Genomic DNA, 15,572 nt, shown 5'->3' on the forward strand with positions numbered 1-15,572 from the left:
ATTATAGTGGATTAACAAAAATCAGGACAAGGCGACGAAGCCGCAGACAGTACAAATAGTACGGAACCGATTCACTTGGTGCTTCAGCACCTTAGAGAATCGTTCTCTTTGAGCTAAGGCGAGGCAACGCCGTACTGGTTTTTGTTAATCCACTATACAAGACAAAAAACTCGCCGCCGCCGAAAGGAACGCAATATGAGCATCACCATCCAAAACTTAAACAAACACTTCGGCAATTTTCACGCACTGAAAAACATCAACCTCAACGTCCCTACCGGCAAACTCGTTTCCCTGCTCGGCCCGTCCGGCTGCGGCAAAACCACGCTTTTACGCATTATCGCCGGACTGGAAAACGCCGACGGCGGCAAGATTCTGTTTGACGGGCAAGACGTAACCGCCAAACACGTCCGTGAGCGCAAAGTCGGCTTCGTGTTCCAACACTACGCCCTTTTCCGCCATATGAACGTGTTTGACAACGTCGCTTTCGGTTTGACCGTATTGCCCAAGTCCGAACGCCCGTCCAAAGAACAAATCCGCACCAAAGTCGAAGAATTGCTCAAACTCGTGCAGCTCTCGCATTTGGCAAAATTCTATCCGCACCAGCTCTCCGGCGGCCAACGCCAACGCATTGCCCTCGCCCGCGCCCTCGCCGTCGAACCCAAACTCCTACTCCTGGACGAACCCTTCGGCGCGTTGGATGCCAAAGTACGCAAAGAATTACGCACTTGGNTGCGCGACATTCATCACAACCTCGGTGTAACCAGCATTCTGGTTACGCACGACCAAGAGGAAGCCCTCGAAGTTTCCGACGAAATTGTCGTCATGAACCACGGCAAAATTGAACAAACCGGCAGCGCCGAAACCATTTACCGCAAACCCGAAAACGCCTTCGTTACCGAGTTCTTAGGCGAAACCGACGCATTTGAAGGACGCATCGAAAAAGGCTTCTGGCATTACAACGGCTTCGCGTGGAAATTGGACGCGCAATACAAATGGCAGGNACAAACCGCCACCGGCTATATCCGCCCGCACGAATGGCAGATCGCCGCCGAACACGAAACCCCGATGATTTGTGCCGAAATCGAAAAAATCCACGCCGTCGGCGCATTGACGCACGTTTTGGTGAAACACGGCAAACAAGACGTGCACATCACGCTGGCTGGCAGCGATGCCGCGCGTTACCCAATCGCCGAAGGCAAAGAATTAAACTTAATTCCGAAACAGGTTTATGTTTTTTCTCAAAACGAGCTGATTGAATATTCGATTTAATCCCGAAAGCACAATGCCGTCTGAAAGGCTTTCAGACGGCATTGCGTGTCAAGCGTCAGGCAAGAAACAGCTTGTACGCGGCATTTTGCGTTTCCTCGTGATAGCTGTATCCCAGACTTTCCAAGAAACCGTCAAATGCGGCGGCATCGTGCGGCGGCACGTCGATACCGACCAAAATCCGCCCGTAATCCGCACCGTGGTTGCGGTAATGGAAGAGCGTAATGTTCCACCCTCCCTGCATATGGTTCAAAAAGCGTGCCAATGCCCCCGGACGCTCCGGAAACTCAAAACTGACCAGACGCTCGTTTTCTACTTTATCCGTCCGTCCTCCAACCATATAACGGATATGGATTTTGGCAATCTCATCATCGGTCAGATCGACATTGGGCAATCCCGCCTCATCCAACCGGCTGCCGATAACCGCCAAATCCTGCGGGCCTGCCGCTTGAAGTCCGACAAAGATATGCGCTTTTTCATCGTCCCCGTAGCGGTAGTTGAACTCGGTAATATTCCTATTTCCCAATATATTGACAAACTTAAGGAAGCTGCCGCGTTCCTCTGGAATGGTAACGGCAAAAATACCTTCGTTGCCCTCGCCCAATTCGCTCCGTTCCGAAACGTGGCGCAAACGGTGAAAATTCATATTCGCGCCGCTGGTAACGGCAATCAGGGTTTGGTTTTCCGCGCCTTCTCGGGCAATATAGGCTTTCAGACCCGCCAACGCCAACGCGCCCGCCGGCTCGGTAATGCTGCGCGTGTCATCGAAAATATCCTTGACCGCACCGCAAACCGCATCGGTATCGACTGTAATAATTTCATCCAAAAGTTCTTTGCAGAGACGGAAGGTTTCGTTTCCGACGACTTTGACCGCAGTGCCGTCTGAAAACAGCCCGACATCTTTTAAATGGACGATTTGGCCCGCTTCGACCGATTGCTTCATACAACAGGAATCATGTGTCTGAACGCCGATGACTTTGATTTCGGGACGGACCTGTTTGATAAATGCCGCTACGCCCGCTGCCAAACCGCCCCCCCCTATCGGTACGAATACGGCGCGGATTGGATCGGGATGCTGGCTGACAATTTCCATCCCCACCGTCCCCTGTCCCGCAATCACATCAGGATCGTCAAACGGTGCGATATAGGTTAACCCTTCTTTTTCCGCCAACTCCATCGCATAATCGTATGCATCGTTGTATGAAACACCGCGCAAAACCACCTCGCCGCCACGGCTCTTAACCGCATCCACTTTAATTTTTGGCGTAGTCTCCGGCATAACGATAACGGCACGGCAACCCAAACGCTGTGCGGACAATGCCACCCCTTGGGCATGGTTGCCCGCACTTGCCGCAATCACGCCGCAAGCGAGCGCATCTTTCGGCAACTTGGACATTTTGTTGTACGCGCCGCGTATTTTGAACGAAAAAACCGGCTGCAAATCTTCGCGTTTCAAAAGGATGTTGTTTTTCAAACGTACAGAAAGGCTGCGTGCCGGTTCCAAAGGCGTTTCGACCGCGACATCATAGACAGATGCCGTCAGGATGCGGATGAGGTAATCGGAATAAGGAAGGGGCGTGTTCATAATTCAATATGGGATAATCGGTTTATTAAAATCGCAAAACCCAAAACCATACGCCCAAGACGGCACGAAAGCAAGAAAAATCCGCCCGATCAGACACCCTAAGCGTATAATCGGCAGGCTGAAACACTCACACAATTAGAATATTTCATGACAGCACATAAAATCCTGCCCGTCCTGCTTTCCATCATCTTAGGCGTTTCTCACACAACGGCTGCATCGCCCGCGTCCAACAGACCGACGGTACACGCCGCCCCCACGCTCCAAACACCCGAAACCCTCACAGCGGCACACATCGTTATCGACCTTCAAAGCAGACAGACTTTATCCGCCAAAAACATCAATACCCCTGTCGAACCGGCGGCACTAACCCAACTGATGACCGCATATTTGGTTTTCAAAAACATGAAATCGGGAAATATCCAATCTGAAGAAAACTTAAAAATACCCGAATCCGCATGGGCTTCAGAAGGAAGCAGAATGTTTGTACGTCCCGGCGATACGGTCAGCATCGACAAACTCTTAAAAGGCATGATTGCCCTATCCGCAAACGATGCCGCCCTAACCCTTGCCGGCCGGCTGGGCAACGGCTCGATTGAAAATTTTGTGCAACAAATGAACAAAGAAGCCCGACGCCTGGGCATGAAAAACACCGTATTCAAAAACCCGACAGGCTTGAGTAGAGAAGGACAGGTTTCCACCGCCAAAGACCTCGCCCTGCTGTCTGAAGCATTGATGCGCGACTTTCCGGAATATTACCCGCTGTTTTCCATCAAATCTTTCAAATTCAAAAATATAGAACAAAACAACCGCAATATCCTTTTATATAGGGACAACAATGTAAACGGTCTGAAAGCCGGACACACAGAAAGCGGCGGCTACAACCTTGCCGTGTCATACTCCGGCAACGGCAGGCACATCCTTGTCATCACATTGGGTTCGGAATCGGCGGAAACACGCGCATCGGACAACAGCAAGCTGCTGAACTGGGCATTGCAGGCCTTCGATACGCCCAAAATATATCCGAAAGGCAAAACCGTTGCCCAAATCCAAATTTCCGGAGGCAGCAAAAAAACCGTCCGCGCAGGCTTCCTCAAAGAAGCCTACATCACTCTGCCACATAAGGAAGCGAAAACAGCCGAACAAATTTTGGAAACCATACAGCCGATTCCCGCCCCGGTAAAAAAAGGGCAGATTTTAGGAAAAATCAAAATCAGACAAAACGGATACACCATTGCCGAAAAAGAAATCGCCGCGCTGGAAAATGTAGAAAAAAGAAGCCGGTGGCAAAGGCTTTGGGTGCGTCTGACAGGGCAGTAATCCGCCGTTTCAAATATCCCGCTTTTCCAACAAATAAAGAAATGCCGTCTGAAACACGGTTCAGACGGCATAAAACAACAGGGCGGTACGTATTGCATACGCGCCGCCCTGCTGCTGAAATCAATTAGCGTTTCTTACCGGTAACGGTGGCAACAGCCAGATTTTCGTTACGTTTCAGGGAAACGCTTTCTACACCTTCAGGCAATTTGATGTCTGACAAGTGCAAAATGTCACCGGCAACCACTTCGGCACAATCCAAATCCAAGAAAGCAGGGATATTGGCAGGCAACGCAAGCACTTCAACAGTCGTGTTCAACAGAGACACACGACCGCCTTGCAGTTTGACCGCTTGGGAATTTTCAGCGTTAACGATGTGCAGGGGAACACGGATACGTACAAGTTGATCAGCTTTCACAGCTTGGAAGTCGATGTGTTGGACTTCGCGGCGGAACGGGTGCATTTGGAAATCGCGGACGATAACGTCTTTGGTTTCGCCGTTCAGAGACAACTTAATCAACGCGGTATGGAAAGATTCTTTTTCCAATGCGTAAAATACAGTTTTGTGATCCACAGCAATTGCAACTGGCTCTTGGCCTTCACCGTACAAAATACCGGGGATTTGACCTTCGCGACGCAGGCGGCGGCTCGCACCAGTGCCTTGTGCTTCACGAACAGAGGCTTGAATTTCATAAGTCATGTTAAATACTCCAATTTAAATAAAACTACCGTCATCGGCCGCGACCAGCTTAAGACGGCTTCGGGCTTATGGCAGCAACATGCTGCCTGTCATCACTTCTTCATTAAAAAGATATGAGACGGATTCTTCGTTGCTGATACGGCGAACCGTTTCAGCCAACAAACCTGCAATCGTTACCTGACGGATACGATCGCATTTTTGCGCTGCTTCAGACAAAGGAATGGTGTCTGTTACAACGACTTGATCGATTTCGGATGAGGCAATACGGCTGACTGCCTCTCCGGAGAATACTGCGTGGCTGGCATAGGCCAGAACACGTTCTGCCCCCCGCTCTTTCAGGGCGACGGCGGCTTTGCACAGCGTATTTGCAGTGTCAATCATATCGTCCACAATCAGACAGGTTCTGCCTTGAATATCGCCGATGATGTTCATGACTTCCGCCACATTGGCTTTTGGGCGGCGTTTATCGATGATTGCCAAGTCGGCATTCAGGGATTTTGCCACGGCGCGGGCGCGGACTACACCGCCGATATCAGGGCTGACAACAGTCAAGTTTTCAATCCGCTGCTGCTTGATATCGTTCAACAGAATCGGGGTGGCATAAATATTATCCACAGGAATATCAAAAAAACCCTGAATCTGGTCTGCGTGCAGATCAACGGTCAAAACACGGTCGATCCCTGCCGAATACAGCATATTTGCCACCAGTTTGGCAGAAATCGGAACGCGGACGGAACGCGGACGGCGGTCTTGGCGCGCATAGCCGAAATACGGAATGGCTGCGGTAATACGACCTGCCGAAGCACGCTTCAGTGCATCCGCCATCGTCAGGATTTCCATCAGGTTGTCATTGGTCGGCGCACAGGTCGGCTGAAGGATGAAAACATCACGACCGCGTACGTTTTCCAACAGTTCGACGGCAACTTCGCCGTCTGAGAATTTGGAAACCGAAGCATCTCCCAAGGAAATATCCAAATGTTTGACAACGCGTTGTGCCAACTCTGGATTGGCATTACCTGTAAATACCATCAAACTGTCGTACGCAGCCATATTCTCACCTGATTTTATGTTTAACTTCCGCTCAGAAAACACAATGCTTCCCTCCGCTTGTACCAAGCCCGACATTATACCTGCAACATCCGACACAAACAAAGGCATTTCAATATTTTTATTTCTATGAAACAAAAAGCGTGTAAGCAAGCTTACACGCTTTTATCTGGCTGGGGAGGAAGGATTCGAACCTTCGCATGCTGGAATCAAAATCCAGTGTCTTAACCGCTTGACGACTCCCCAAAAAAATATGGCTGGGGAGGAAGGATTCGAACCTTCGCATGCTGGAATCAAAATCCAGTGTCTTAACCGCTTGACGACTCCCCAACTTGTTTGGCTTGGCTGGGGAGGAAGGATTCGAACCTTCGCATGCTGGAATCAAAATCCAGTGTCTTAACCGCTTGACGACTCCCCAACAATGTTTATACGGACAACAAAGGATGTTTTGAAAGACCCTCTGCCAAATATGCCTCGTACAAACCTGAAACTTGTCGGTATATATTGTATGCGCTATTCCTATCTTGACAGGCCGTGAATATACATGCCCCGGAACCTGTCATTAAAGCAGCCCCATATCGGGACAATTCGGAATAGGCTTTCCAAACTTCAGGGTATTCTTTAAATACAACTGCCTGCATATCATTTCTAAACGGTTGCAGGTTTTGGAAAGTCGGCATTATGCTTGAGGCGGAATTTCGTGTCAAGCCTTCGTGTGTGAAAATTTTTGCGGTGGAAACGTGGACGGACGGTTTGACGATGACATACCACTGTTTCGGAATATCCATTTCGTCCAGCCTGTCGCCTATACCCCGCGCAAACGCATTTTTGCCGAAAATAAAAAATGGTACGTCCGCCCCCAAAGCCGCGCCCGAATCAATGAGCTGCCGCTGCGTCAGACCGCACTGCCACCAACGGTTCAACACCAGCAAAACGGTTGCCGCATCCGAGCTTCCTCCGCCCAAACCGGCCCCGGTCGGAATTTTTTTGTCCAGCCATATCTCCACGCCGGTAGGGGTGCGTGCATATTTTTGCAGCAACGATGCGGCACGGTAGCTTAAATCCGCCTCCTGCGGCATTCCATCAACCGGATTGTGCAGGATAATTTTGCCGTCGTCCCTTGGTTTCAAATATACGGTATCCTGCAAATCTATCAGGCAGAATATGCTTTCGATATTGTGATAACCGTCTTCCCGCCTTCCAGTAATCCTCAAATCGAGATTCAGTTTTGCAGGTGCGGGAAACGCCTGCCGTCCGTCCGCAATATTCATCTGTCCGCCTTATCTCGTGCGCGCCGCACAGCGTTCCGGGGTTTCGGTTTCAGACGGCATTCCAATCTCGGTGAAAACCAGCCTGATGTTCAATTTCCCGTTATCCAATTGCAGGATGCGGGCTTTTCCTTCGCTGTTGACGGTTCTGCTGATTATCCAACCGTATTGCTCCAGCATACCGTCCGGCAGGATGCGGTAAGGTGCATGGGCAACCCGTCTGCCGTCTGCCCAGATATGCAGATATTGGATTGGCAGGTTGAAACCAATAAGCTGCCGACTCAATTCCTCCGCACTTTCCGCCTGATAAACATTTCCTTTAGCATCCACTGCCAACGCACCGTCTTTGTCTTGACACAACTGCCCGAGCGTACTGCCTAAAGGTGTATTGATATTGATGGTTTCTACAGGAGGCTGGTATGTCCAGTCGAAATTCGCATAAGAACCTTTCCCTTCCGCTTTCACTGCCAACCGCCCTTCTGCTGCAAAACTGCTGATGTGTTCGGACGACTGCCACAGGCCTGCACTGTCCTGCGGCAACTGCGCACAGGCCGACAAAAGCAGGATTGCCGCTATTGATACAGTATGTTTCATGAAAATTTCCTTACCGATTGAAATCCTACCCGCGTGGACAACATCCTTTAAAACAGAGGCGTTGGCATTTGCCGGAGCGGAATGCGGCCGCCGTCTTTTTTCCAACCGCGCCTTCCATGTTCAGACGGCATTATTTCCGAGGTTTGTGGGAAGGTTCGGGCAATGTGATTCCGTGACGTTTGAGCGTTTCGCGCCATATTTTCTTGTCTCCCGTAAGATGTGCCGCCTGAGTCCACACGTCAACCGCCTGATCGCGTTCACCCAATGCCCACAACACCTCGCCCAGATGGGCGGCAACTTCGGGCTCAGGCTGACTCTCAAACGAATAACGGAGATACGGCAGCGCGCTTTCCGCATCACCTTTCAGGTAATACGCCCAGCCTATGCTGTCGTTGACGGCAATATCGTCAGGGTTAATTTGATATGCCTTCTGAAGCAATACAAAACCCTCGTCCAAACGCTCGGAATCGGAAAGCAGGCTATAACCTAAATTATTCATAATCTGAGCGTTATCGGGTGCAAGCCTGAACGCCCTTTCAAGATCTGAAATCATTTTTTTCCGCTTGCCAAGCCGGTCGTAAACAACTGACCGCTGTACCAATGCCTCTGCCTGTAACTCTGTATTGCTGCCGACAGGCGGTTTTTCGATAATCTTGTCCAGCTCCCTTAAAGCCTCCCGTGTATCCGGCAATTTTGACAGTGCAAACAGCTGTACTTTAGACAAGTTGTCCGCCATAAAATAACGCCCCTGCTGCTCGGGAAGCTTCCGTACTTCCCTAATTTGCCGCAAAGCCGCCTTTGCACCATCCAGTTCGAGAGTTGCAACAACTGCCGACACACCTTTGTCGAACAGATATTCCGGCGCGGATACTTTTTTCAGCCACTGCCTGACTTTGGCGTAATCCCTGCGGTCGGCATACATCATCGCCGCCGTTAGCGCCGCCCTGCTCCGCTGTTCCTCCGTCCCCCTGCCGTATGCCTTTTCGACATAGCCGTCGATAACGGAAATATCTTCTTTCCGGTTTGTCGCCAATATTGCCGCCTGAATATACAGATCCGCATTCGGATTGGCATCCAGCAACACTTTCAAGCGTTCATATGCATCATCGGGCCTGTGCAGGGAAACAAGGTTCATAATTTCCATTTCCTGCCAGACGGTTGAAAGGTTTTTGGTGTCTGTTTGCTCGAAAAAGCCACTGAGTATCTCGGGATAACGGCGCGCAACCAAACGCAAGGTTACCAGGGTCGGCGGTAGTATCTCCGTATCAAGTTTTGCCAAGCGTTGCAATGCCGCGATTGCTTTATCTTTTTCCCGTACTTGCACGTTAAAAACCACATCGGCAACCGCCGCTTCGGGCAGATGTTCATATTTCAACGCCGCGCGGTGGACGGCCTCCGATGCTTTTTGCGCCAATCCGCCCTGCTGCACGGCGGCTTGCGCCAGCAGCAAAAATATCCTGCGGTTTTGCCCGTCATCTGCCTGCGCCAAGACCTCTTCCAGCCCGTCCAAACGTTGATTTTCTTCTCCTTTCAGCACGCTCCGCAACCAGGCCATCCGTTTTTGCGCCTCACCCGGTATAGGCTCAATCTGCCGCCATTTCTGATAAATCATCTCAGCCTGTTCAAACGCATTCAGCGACACGGCCATTTCCAAGGCACGTTCGGCAACTTCGGGGGATTTTGTACGCTCCAACATCAGCATATAGGCGGCAAGTGCCGTTCCCGCCTGCCCCTTTTGCAAGGCGGTTTCCCCTCCCAGCAACGTAAATATCTGATTAACCCGTTCGCCCACTGCCGCAAGCCGTGCGCGTTCGTTTTTGATTTCTTCCTCGCTGTAACGCTGATGTTTCCTTAAAACCTTTCCGACTTCCTTCGGCTGTTTCATATCCCCCGCACCGCCTCCGGCGGCAGACACCTGTCCGGCAATCAAGGCTGCCGTCAACACAGTTAACATTTTGAAACGGTTAGGTAGCATAATCATCCTTTATCCGACATCCGTCCGAACTTTCAGACGGCATATAATCAGGCGTAACTTTATCACAAGCAGAATCGTTTGTAGATTTGCGAAACCCCGTTCAAAAAAATAAATGCCGTCTGAAATACTGCTTCAGACGGCATTACCAACGCTTGCAATTCAAGGGAGTTTTATTTCCACATTGTCAATCAGACGCGTCGCCCCCAAACGGGCCGCAGCCAAAACCACCAGTCTCCTATCTCCCGTCCGTGCCACTTCGAGCGTATCGGCGTGGCGGATTTCGACATAATCGACCGTCCAGCCGTGTTCCGTCAGAGATTGGACGGCCCGTTTTTCCAAACCGGCATAATCCAAACTGCCCTGCTTCAGCGATTCGGCAACCGCCTGCAGCTCGCGGTACAAGCGCGGTGCTTCGGCGCGTTCCTCAACGCTCAAGTACTGGTTGCGGCTGGAGAGTGCCAAACCGTCCGCCGCCCGCCCCGTATCGACGGGGACAATTTCGATGTCGAAATTCAAATCCTCGGTCAAACCTTTAATCACGGCAAGCTGCTGGTAATCTTTTTTGCCGAAACAGGCAACATCCGGCGCGACAATATTGAACAGCTTAGACACTACCGTTGCCACCCCGCGGAAATGTCCCGGGCGGAATTTGCCGCACAATTCGTTTTGCAGATGGGGCGGTTCGACGTTATACCGTTGTTCCACGTTCGGATAGAGTTCTTTCTCATCGGGCGCGAAAACAACGGCAATGCCTTCGGCGGCAAGTTTGTCCACATCCTGTTGCAAAGTACGCGGATATTTGTCGAAATCTTCGCCCTGACCAAATTGCAAACGGTTGACGAATATGCTGACAACAACGTTGTCGGCGCGTTTTTTGGCTTCGCGAACGAGGGCAAGATGCCCTTCGTGCAGGTTGCCCATAGTCGGCACGAACGCCACCGTTCCCGCATTTTTGCGCCACGCGCGCAGTTCTTGAATGGTATGTATGATTTGCATAACGGTAATCCTTATCCTTCGGGCTTCCTGCCCGACAAAACGCGCCGATTATACGCGCCGTACATGGTAAAACAAAATGCCGTCTGAAACGGCTTTCAGACGGCATCAGCAGCAAACCTTGTTCAGTCTGCAAAAATATGTTCCGCAGCAGGGAAGGTTTTGGCTTTGACTTCGGCAACATACGCCCGAACCGCCGCCTGAATGCTGCTTTGCCCATGCATAAAGTTTTTGACGAATTTCGCCGTTTTACCCGGAAAAATACCGAGCATATCGTGCATCACCAAAACCTGCCCGTCGCAATCCGCACCCGCACCGATACCGATAGTCGGACAAGAAACGGATTCAGTTACCTTTTTTGCCAGTTCCGCAGGAACACACTCCATCAGCACGACCGCCGCCCCCGCATCGTCATGCGCCTTGGCATCGTTAAGCAACGCCTGCGCCTTACTTCCGCGCCCCTGAACCTTGTATCCGCCGAAGGCAAACACGGATTGCGGGGTCAGACCGATGTGCGCTCAAACCGGAATGCCGCGCATTTGCAGAAATTCAGTCGTTTCCGCCATCCACACGCCGCCTTCGAGTTTGACCATATGCGCTCCTGCCGCCATCAGTTCGGCAGCGGCGGCAAACGCCTGCTCCTTACTCTGCTGATATGCACCAAACGGCAAATCACTGACAATCATCGCATTTTTTGCACCGCGTGCTACACATTCGGTGTGATAGCACATATCGCGCAGGCTGACGGGCAGCGTCGATTTCCGCCCCTGAACCGCCATACCCAAAGAATCCCCAACCAACAGCACATCCACGCCGGCTTCTTCCATCAAAGCCGCAAAACTGGATTCGTAAGCGGTCGGCATGGCGATTTTTTCGCCCGCCGCCTTCATTTTTTGCAGTGTGTTCACAGTAATCATCAGATATTGTTACCCCGCCCTTTTCAGACGGCCTTTTCAGTTTGAAACGGGCTATTATAGTGAAATGCCCGCAGCCCTGCCACTGACCGTGCCGCAAATGCAAAACAGCCCGACTGTTTTGCACAATCGGGCTGTCAAATCGGGTGCCGGCACCAAGAGTCGAACTCGGGACCCCCTGATTACAAGTCAGGTGCTCTACCAACTGAGCTATACCGGCTTACTGAAATGTTTTGCAACACCATCAGCAGAAATGGTGCCGGCACCAAGAGTCGAACTCGGGACCCCCTGATTACAAGTCAGGTGCTCTACCAACTGAGCTATACCGGCAAAGAAGGCGAATTATGCAGGCAACTTCACACTTTGGCAAGGAATTTGTTCGACCCCCTCATAAAAATACACTAAGTATCTTATTTAAAACAAAATTAATTTGAAACAGGACAAGCATCGGCATTCTGATAAAATATCCGCCTTTCAAACCGACCGTTTACACCGATGGCAAGACATCCCTACCGCCGCCTGCGTCCTGCAAAATCCGGCTTTCCCGAAGTCGGCATTTCCGAAGAAGGCAATATCCGTTCGCTTCACTTGGGCAGCGACACCGTTCAAAGCTCGATGAACCTCGACCACCCGTCCGAGCTGGTGCTCTCTTACAGCCGCGCGATGATGGGCTGGCTGCTGTTTGCGGAACGCCTGCCGCAGCATATCACCCAAATCGGCTTGGGCGGCGGCTCGTTTGCACGCTGGATAGATACCTACCTGCCCGATACACGTCAAACTGCTGTAGATATCAACCCGCAGGTTATCGCCATTGCCCGCAACCTGTTTGAGTTGCCTTTCGAGGGCGAGAAATTTGAAATTATTGAGGCAGACGGTGCAGAGTACATCAAAGTCTTCCGCCACAACACCGATATCATCTTGGTGGACGGATTCGACGGCGAACAAATCATCGATACGCTGGTTGAAGAACCGTTCTTCCGAGACTGCCGAAACGCACTCTCTTCAGACGGCATATTCGTGACCAACTGGTGGAGCGGCGACAAACGTTATCAACGCTTTATCGAACGGTTGTTGAACGTTTTTGAAGGGCGCGTATTGGAACTTCCTGCCGAAAGTCACGGCAATGTCGCGGTAATGGCCTTCCAAAGCAGCCCTAAAGAGCAAAACATAGACAAACTCAAAAAACGTGCCGATAAACTGAGCAACGCATACGGATTGGACTTCCACCGCATGCTTGCCGACCTGAAAGCCTCCAACCCTAACAACGGCAAGCATTTCCACCTTTAAGCCGCCATCTTCGCGGCTGCATCGGAATATGCGGAAAATCAAGAGGAAATCATTATGCTGAAACCCGAAACCATACACATATCCGGTCCTGCCGGCATTTTAGAAACCATCCATATCCCGTCCGAACAAGTACCGGCACGCGGTGTTGCCGTCATCAATCATCCCAACCCCCTCCAGGGCGGAACAAACACCAACAAAGTCATCCAAACCGCCGCCAAAGCCTTAAGCAAACTCGGCTTCCACTGCTACCTGCCCAACCTTCGCGGCGTAGGCAACAGCGAAGGCACACACGATTACGGACGCGGCGAAACGCAAGACTGCCTCGCCGTCATCGACTATGCCCGTGCCCAACATCCCGAAGCCCCCGAATTTGCCTTATCCGGCTTCTCCTTCGGCGGTTATGTCGCCACATTTGCCGCACAAGAGCGCATACCCGACCTGTTACTACTCATGGGCGCGGCAGTCTGCCACTATACCAACCGTCCGGAACCGTCAGCCGTTCCCAACGTTGCAAAAACACTGATGATACACGGCGCGGAAGACGAAGTCGTCGAAATCGGGAAAGCACTGAAATGGGCAGAACCGCAAGATTTGCCCGTCATTACCATCGCCGGTTCCACGCATTTCTTTCACGGCAAACTCATCGTCCTGCGCGACACCATCCTCCGCTTCGCGCCCGTATGCCTGAACGGATAAAGCCCCTTTCAGACGGCATCGATAATATAAGGGGCTGTACTAGATTAGCCCTAAATTCCACACCGATCCCGCAGGATTTTTAGCTGCCGGGACGGTGTGCCGAATTGGGATGGATACCCAAAATATCGGCGGCAGAATGGGCGGTAACTTCCAGCACAAAAAACGGAGCAGTTCTTTTTGTACTTTTTTCTTTAATTTACAGTGTGTTATCTTCATACTTTGAGGGTAACATATCTGCTAATCTAGTACAGCCCCTTATATAATTCTGCTAGTCTAGAGCCTGTATATTACATTTATTTTTAGGGTCTGCTAGCCAATTTCTTGTTCCCTTCATTATTTTATCTTCTGAAAGAAAATTATTTTTTTCCATGCTATTAATATTAATGATATGATTTTCATTTAAAAGAATTTTTCCATATAAAATTTCCGGTTTGTAATAGCAAGAGTCTGAAGCAAATCCTTGTCCGTCAATATAAGAAAAATAAATGTTATCATCCTCCTTATAATATTCTAAAACCAATCCAGATATTATTTTATCAAAATTCCCTTCATTTCCATCTTTCATGACTAAAATATAATTAGCAGGCCAACCTTTATCGTAAACATATTCAAACTGATAGTTCCCGAAATTCTCAATATCCGAACTAAAAAAGAAGAAAAGCAAAATGATAGCCAATACAAAAATAAATAAGAACAAAAATAGCAAAATTTTCAACTTAGTTAACAACATTTACCTCTCCTTTAAACTCAATTCTAAAAGATACGCCTTGACCTGGGCTGCCAATTATAGTTTCCACGTTTCTGAAGAGCGTTTTTACGTTATTTATTGCACCTCCTCCAAAGGCATGCATTTCAAAAGGGGCTGTACTAGATTAGCCCTAAATTCCACACCAATCCCGCAGGATTTTAAGCTGTTGAGACGGTGTGCCGAAGTTAAATCGAAATTCGCATTCTTTCAAGAACAGCGGGAAAGATTTGTGATCGATTCCGTTGTATTTTCGCAAGACGCGTTTTGCCTGATTCCAAAAATTCTCAATGCCGTTAATGTGGTTTTGACGGTCTGCAAATTCCTTGGAATGGTTGATGCGGTAATGGATAAAACCGCTCACGTCCAACTTGTCGTAGCTGCTCAGACTATCGGTATAAACAATACTGTCCGGCATGATTTTCTTTTTGATGACAGGGAGTAACGTTTCAGACTTAGCATTATCTACGACAACAGTATAGACCCGTCCGTTGAGTTTCAGAATGCCGAAGACAACCACTTTTCCTGCTGCACCGCGACCACGTCTACCTTTACGTCGTCCGCCGAAATAGCTTTCGTCCAGCTCAATAGAGCCCTCCAAAAACCTCATCGGCAGCCAAGGCCAAATGATAGTTGATAACCGTGCGGATTTTACGGTAAAACAGTGCCGCCGAATCGGGATGGATACCCAAAATATCGGCGGCAGAACGGGCGGTAACTTCCGGTACAAAAGAACGGAGCGGTTCTTTTTGTACTTCTTTCTTTAATTTGCAGTGTGTTATCTTCATACTTTGAGGGTAACATATCTACTAATCTAGTACAGCCCCTAATATAAAACCCGCATCGGCGGCATCTGCCGATACGGGTTTGCATTCCCCCTCATTATAGGCAAAACCCACTGCAAAACACCCTTTCCCGACCCGACAAAGGATCTGCAAACGCAATTCTTTTTGCCAATAACTTCAAAGGCTTCCGATAATCCTCGCTTCCCGCTTCAGACGGCACGGGATAGAGTGCGTCATTCAACAGCGGCATACCCAAACCCATCATGTGTACGCGCAACTGGTGTTTCTTACCGGTATGCGGCGTAAGGCGGTAAAGGCTGAATTCCCCTCTGTTTTCAATCAGTTCGACCGTCGTATGTGCGTTTGGTTCGCCTTCCGCCTCTTGCGTCGTAAAAAATTTTTC

13 protein-coding genes, 5 tRNA genes and 3 pseudogenes are annotated in these 15,572 nt (G+C 50.1%); 4 read left to right on the plus strand and 17 right to left on the minus strand.

What is annotated here, in order from left to right; all coding sequences use genetic code 11:
* The first annotated feature begins 195 nt into the window (after positions 1 to 195).
* Positions 196 to 1,269 (plus strand): sulfate/molybdate ABC transporter ATP-binding protein, encoded by a 1,074-nt coding sequence (locus ACRPFF_RS09815; RefSeq protein WP_432674543.1) that lies wholly within the window; start codon positions 196 to 198, stop codon positions 1,267 to 1,269.
* Between the two features lie 55 nt (positions 1,270 to 1,324).
* Here ACRPFF_RS09815 and ilvA read toward each other — a convergent pair whose 3' ends face one another.
* Positions 1,325 to 2,851: a threonine ammonia-lyase, biosynthetic gene (ilvA, locus tag ACRPFF_RS09820; protein ID WP_432674544.1), complete on the minus strand. Its 1,527-nt coding sequence runs from the start codon at positions 2,849 to 2,851 to the stop codon at positions 1,325 to 1,327.
* A gap of 147 nt (positions 2,852 to 2,998) precedes the next feature.
* On the opposite strand from ilvA, the gene ACRPFF_RS09825 reads away from it, so the two are divergent.
* Positions 2,999 to 4,168: a D-alanyl-D-alanine carboxypeptidase family protein gene (locus tag ACRPFF_RS09825; RefSeq protein ID WP_432674545.1), complete on the plus strand. Its 1,170-nt coding sequence runs from the start codon at positions 2,999 to 3,001 to the stop codon at positions 4,166 to 4,168.
* A 124-nt stretch (positions 4,169 to 4,292) separates the two neighbouring features.
* Here the strand turns inward: ACRPFF_RS09825 and ACRPFF_RS09830 are convergent, their stop codons facing one another.
* The 12 genes and pseudogenes from ACRPFF_RS09830 to ACRPFF_RS09885 all read right to left on the minus strand — a co-directional run bounded on the left by ACRPFF_RS09830 (position 4,293) and on the right by ACRPFF_RS09885 (position 11,986).
* Complete coding sequence (locus ACRPFF_RS09830; protein WP_002217483.1) at positions 4,293 to 4,865, minus strand: 50S ribosomal protein L25/general stress protein Ctc; 573 nt, start codon at positions 4,863 to 4,865, stop codon at positions 4,293 to 4,295.
* Positions 4,866 to 4,931: 66 nt separating this feature from the next.
* Positions 4,932 to 5,915, minus strand: a complete 984-nt coding sequence (locus ACRPFF_RS09835; protein WP_107859805.1) for a ribose-phosphate pyrophosphokinase — start codon at positions 5,913 to 5,915, stop codon at positions 4,932 to 4,934.
* Between the two features lie 167 nt (positions 5,916 to 6,082).
* A tRNA-Gln gene (locus tag ACRPFF_RS09840) sits at positions 6,083 to 6,158 on the minus strand.
* An 8-nt stretch (positions 6,159 to 6,166) separates the two neighbouring features.
* Positions 6,167 to 6,242 (minus strand) — tRNA-Gln (locus ACRPFF_RS09845).
* Between the two features lie 12 nt (positions 6,243 to 6,254).
* A tRNA-Gln gene (locus ACRPFF_RS09850) sits at positions 6,255 to 6,330 on the minus strand.
* Positions 6,331 to 6,337: 7 nt separating this feature from the next.
* Positions 6,338 to 7,183: a 4-(cytidine 5'-diphospho)-2-C-methyl-D-erythritol kinase gene (gene ispE / locus ACRPFF_RS09855; protein WP_432674546.1), complete on the minus strand. Its 846-nt coding sequence runs from the start codon at positions 7,181 to 7,183 to the stop codon at positions 6,338 to 6,340.
* Between the two features lie 9 nt (positions 7,184 to 7,192).
* Positions 7,193 to 7,774, minus strand: coding sequence for a lipoprotein insertase outer membrane protein LolB (gene lolB / locus ACRPFF_RS09860; RefSeq protein ID WP_432674547.1), 582 nt, complete (start codon positions 7,772 to 7,774; stop codon positions 7,193 to 7,195).
* 130 nt (positions 7,775 to 7,904) lie between these two features.
* Positions 7,905 to 9,749, minus strand: a complete 1,845-nt coding sequence (locus ACRPFF_RS09865; RefSeq protein WP_432674552.1) for a tetratricopeptide repeat protein — start codon at positions 9,747 to 9,749, stop codon at positions 7,905 to 7,907.
* 159 nt (positions 9,750 to 9,908) lie between these two features.
* Complete coding sequence (gene panC, locus ACRPFF_RS09870) at positions 9,909 to 10,745, minus strand: pantoate--beta-alanine ligase (RefSeq protein ID WP_432674548.1); 837 nt, start codon at positions 10,743 to 10,745, stop codon at positions 9,909 to 9,911.
* 122 nt (positions 10,746 to 10,867) lie between these two features.
* A pseudogene (gene panB, locus ACRPFF_RS09875) lies at positions 10,868 to 11,659 on the minus strand (3-methyl-2-oxobutanoate hydroxymethyltransferase).
* A gap of 144 nt (positions 11,660 to 11,803) precedes the next feature.
* Positions 11,804 to 11,876, minus strand: a tRNA-Thr gene (locus tag ACRPFF_RS09880).
* Between the two features lie 34 nt (positions 11,877 to 11,910).
* Positions 11,911 to 11,986, minus strand: a tRNA-Thr gene (locus tag ACRPFF_RS09885).
* Positions 11,987 to 12,151: 165 nt separating this feature from the next.
* On the opposite strand from ACRPFF_RS09885, the gene ACRPFF_RS09890 reads away from it, so the two are divergent.
* Together ACRPFF_RS09890 and ACRPFF_RS09895 are read left to right on the plus strand one after the other, a co-directional pair.
* Positions 12,152 to 12,943, plus strand: a complete 792-nt coding sequence (locus ACRPFF_RS09890) for a polyamine aminopropyltransferase (protein WP_308075584.1) — start codon at positions 12,152 to 12,154, stop codon at positions 12,941 to 12,943.
* A gap of 54 nt (positions 12,944 to 12,997) precedes the next feature.
* Complete coding sequence (locus ACRPFF_RS09895; protein WP_432674549.1) at positions 12,998 to 13,639, plus strand: alpha/beta hydrolase; 642 nt, start codon at positions 12,998 to 13,000, stop codon at positions 13,637 to 13,639.
* A 97-nt stretch (positions 13,640 to 13,736) separates the two neighbouring features.
* Here ACRPFF_RS09895 and ACRPFF_RS09900 read toward each other — a convergent pair.
* From ACRPFF_RS09900 to ACRPFF_RS09915, 4 genes and pseudogenes are all read right to left on the minus strand, one after another.
* Positions 13,737 to 13,855 (minus strand): annotated as a pseudogene (locus ACRPFF_RS09900) (IS1595 family transposase); the annotation flags it as partial.
* Positions 13,856 to 13,907: 52 nt separating this feature from the next.
* Positions 13,908 to 14,369: a hypothetical protein gene (locus ACRPFF_RS09905; protein ID WP_432674550.1), complete on the minus strand. Its 462-nt coding sequence runs from the start codon at positions 14,367 to 14,369 to the stop codon at positions 13,908 to 13,910.
* A gap of 148 nt (positions 14,370 to 14,517) precedes the next feature.
* Positions 14,518 to 15,172: pseudogene (locus ACRPFF_RS09910) on the minus strand (IS1595 family transposase).
* 94 nt (positions 15,173 to 15,266) lie between these two features.
* A partial coding sequence (locus tag ACRPFF_RS09915; RefSeq protein ID WP_432674551.1) for a pseudouridine synthase occupies positions 15,267 to 15,572 on the minus strand: 306 nt, incomplete at its 5' end.

The organism is Neisseria sp. SLRRB23, from assembly GCF_050896295.1.
In the GTDB taxonomy this organism is placed as follows: domain Bacteria; phylum Pseudomonadota; class Gammaproteobacteria; order Burkholderiales; family Neisseriaceae; genus Neisseria.

Bases quoted from the DNA above. Each gene is read 5' to 3' on its own strand.
- ilvA (WP_432674544.1), bottom strand. From the start codon at position 2,851: ATGAACACGCCCCTTCCTTATTCCGATTACCTCATCCGCATCCTGACG.
- ACRPFF_RS09825 (WP_432674545.1), top strand. From the start codon at position 2,999: ATGACAGCACATAAAATCCTGCCCGTCCTGCTTTCCATCATCTTAGGC.
- ACRPFF_RS09830 (WP_002217483.1), bottom strand. From the start codon at position 4,865: ATGACTTATGAAATTCAAGCCTCTGTTCGTGAAGCACAAGGCACTGGT.
- ACRPFF_RS09835 (WP_107859805.1), bottom strand. From the start codon at position 5,915: ATGGCTGCGTACGACAGTTTGATGGTATTTACAGGTAATGCCAATCCA.
- ispE (WP_432674546.1), bottom strand. From the start codon at position 7,183: ATGAATATTGCGGACGGACGGCAGGCGTTTCCCGCACCTGCAAAACTG.
- lolB (WP_432674547.1), bottom strand. From the start codon at position 7,774: ATGAAACATACTGTATCAATAGCGGCAATCCTGCTTTTGTCGGCCTGT.
- ACRPFF_RS09865 (WP_432674552.1), bottom strand. From the start codon at position 9,749: ATGCTACCTAACCGTTTCAAAATGTTAACTGTGTTGACGGCAGCCTTG.
- panC (WP_432674548.1), bottom strand. From the start codon at position 10,745: ATGCAAATCATACATACCATTCAAGAACTGCGCGCGTGGCGCAAAAAT.
- ACRPFF_RS09890 (WP_308075584.1), top strand. From the start codon at position 12,152: ATGGCAAGACATCCCTACCGCCGCCTGCGTCCTGCAAAATCCGGCTTT.
- ACRPFF_RS09895 (WP_432674549.1), top strand. From the start codon at position 12,998: ATGCTGAAACCCGAAACCATACACATATCCGGTCCTGCCGGCATTTTA.
- ACRPFF_RS09905 (WP_432674550.1), bottom strand. From the start codon at position 14,369: ATGTTGTTAACTAAGTTGAAAATTTTGCTATTTTTGTTCTTATTTATT.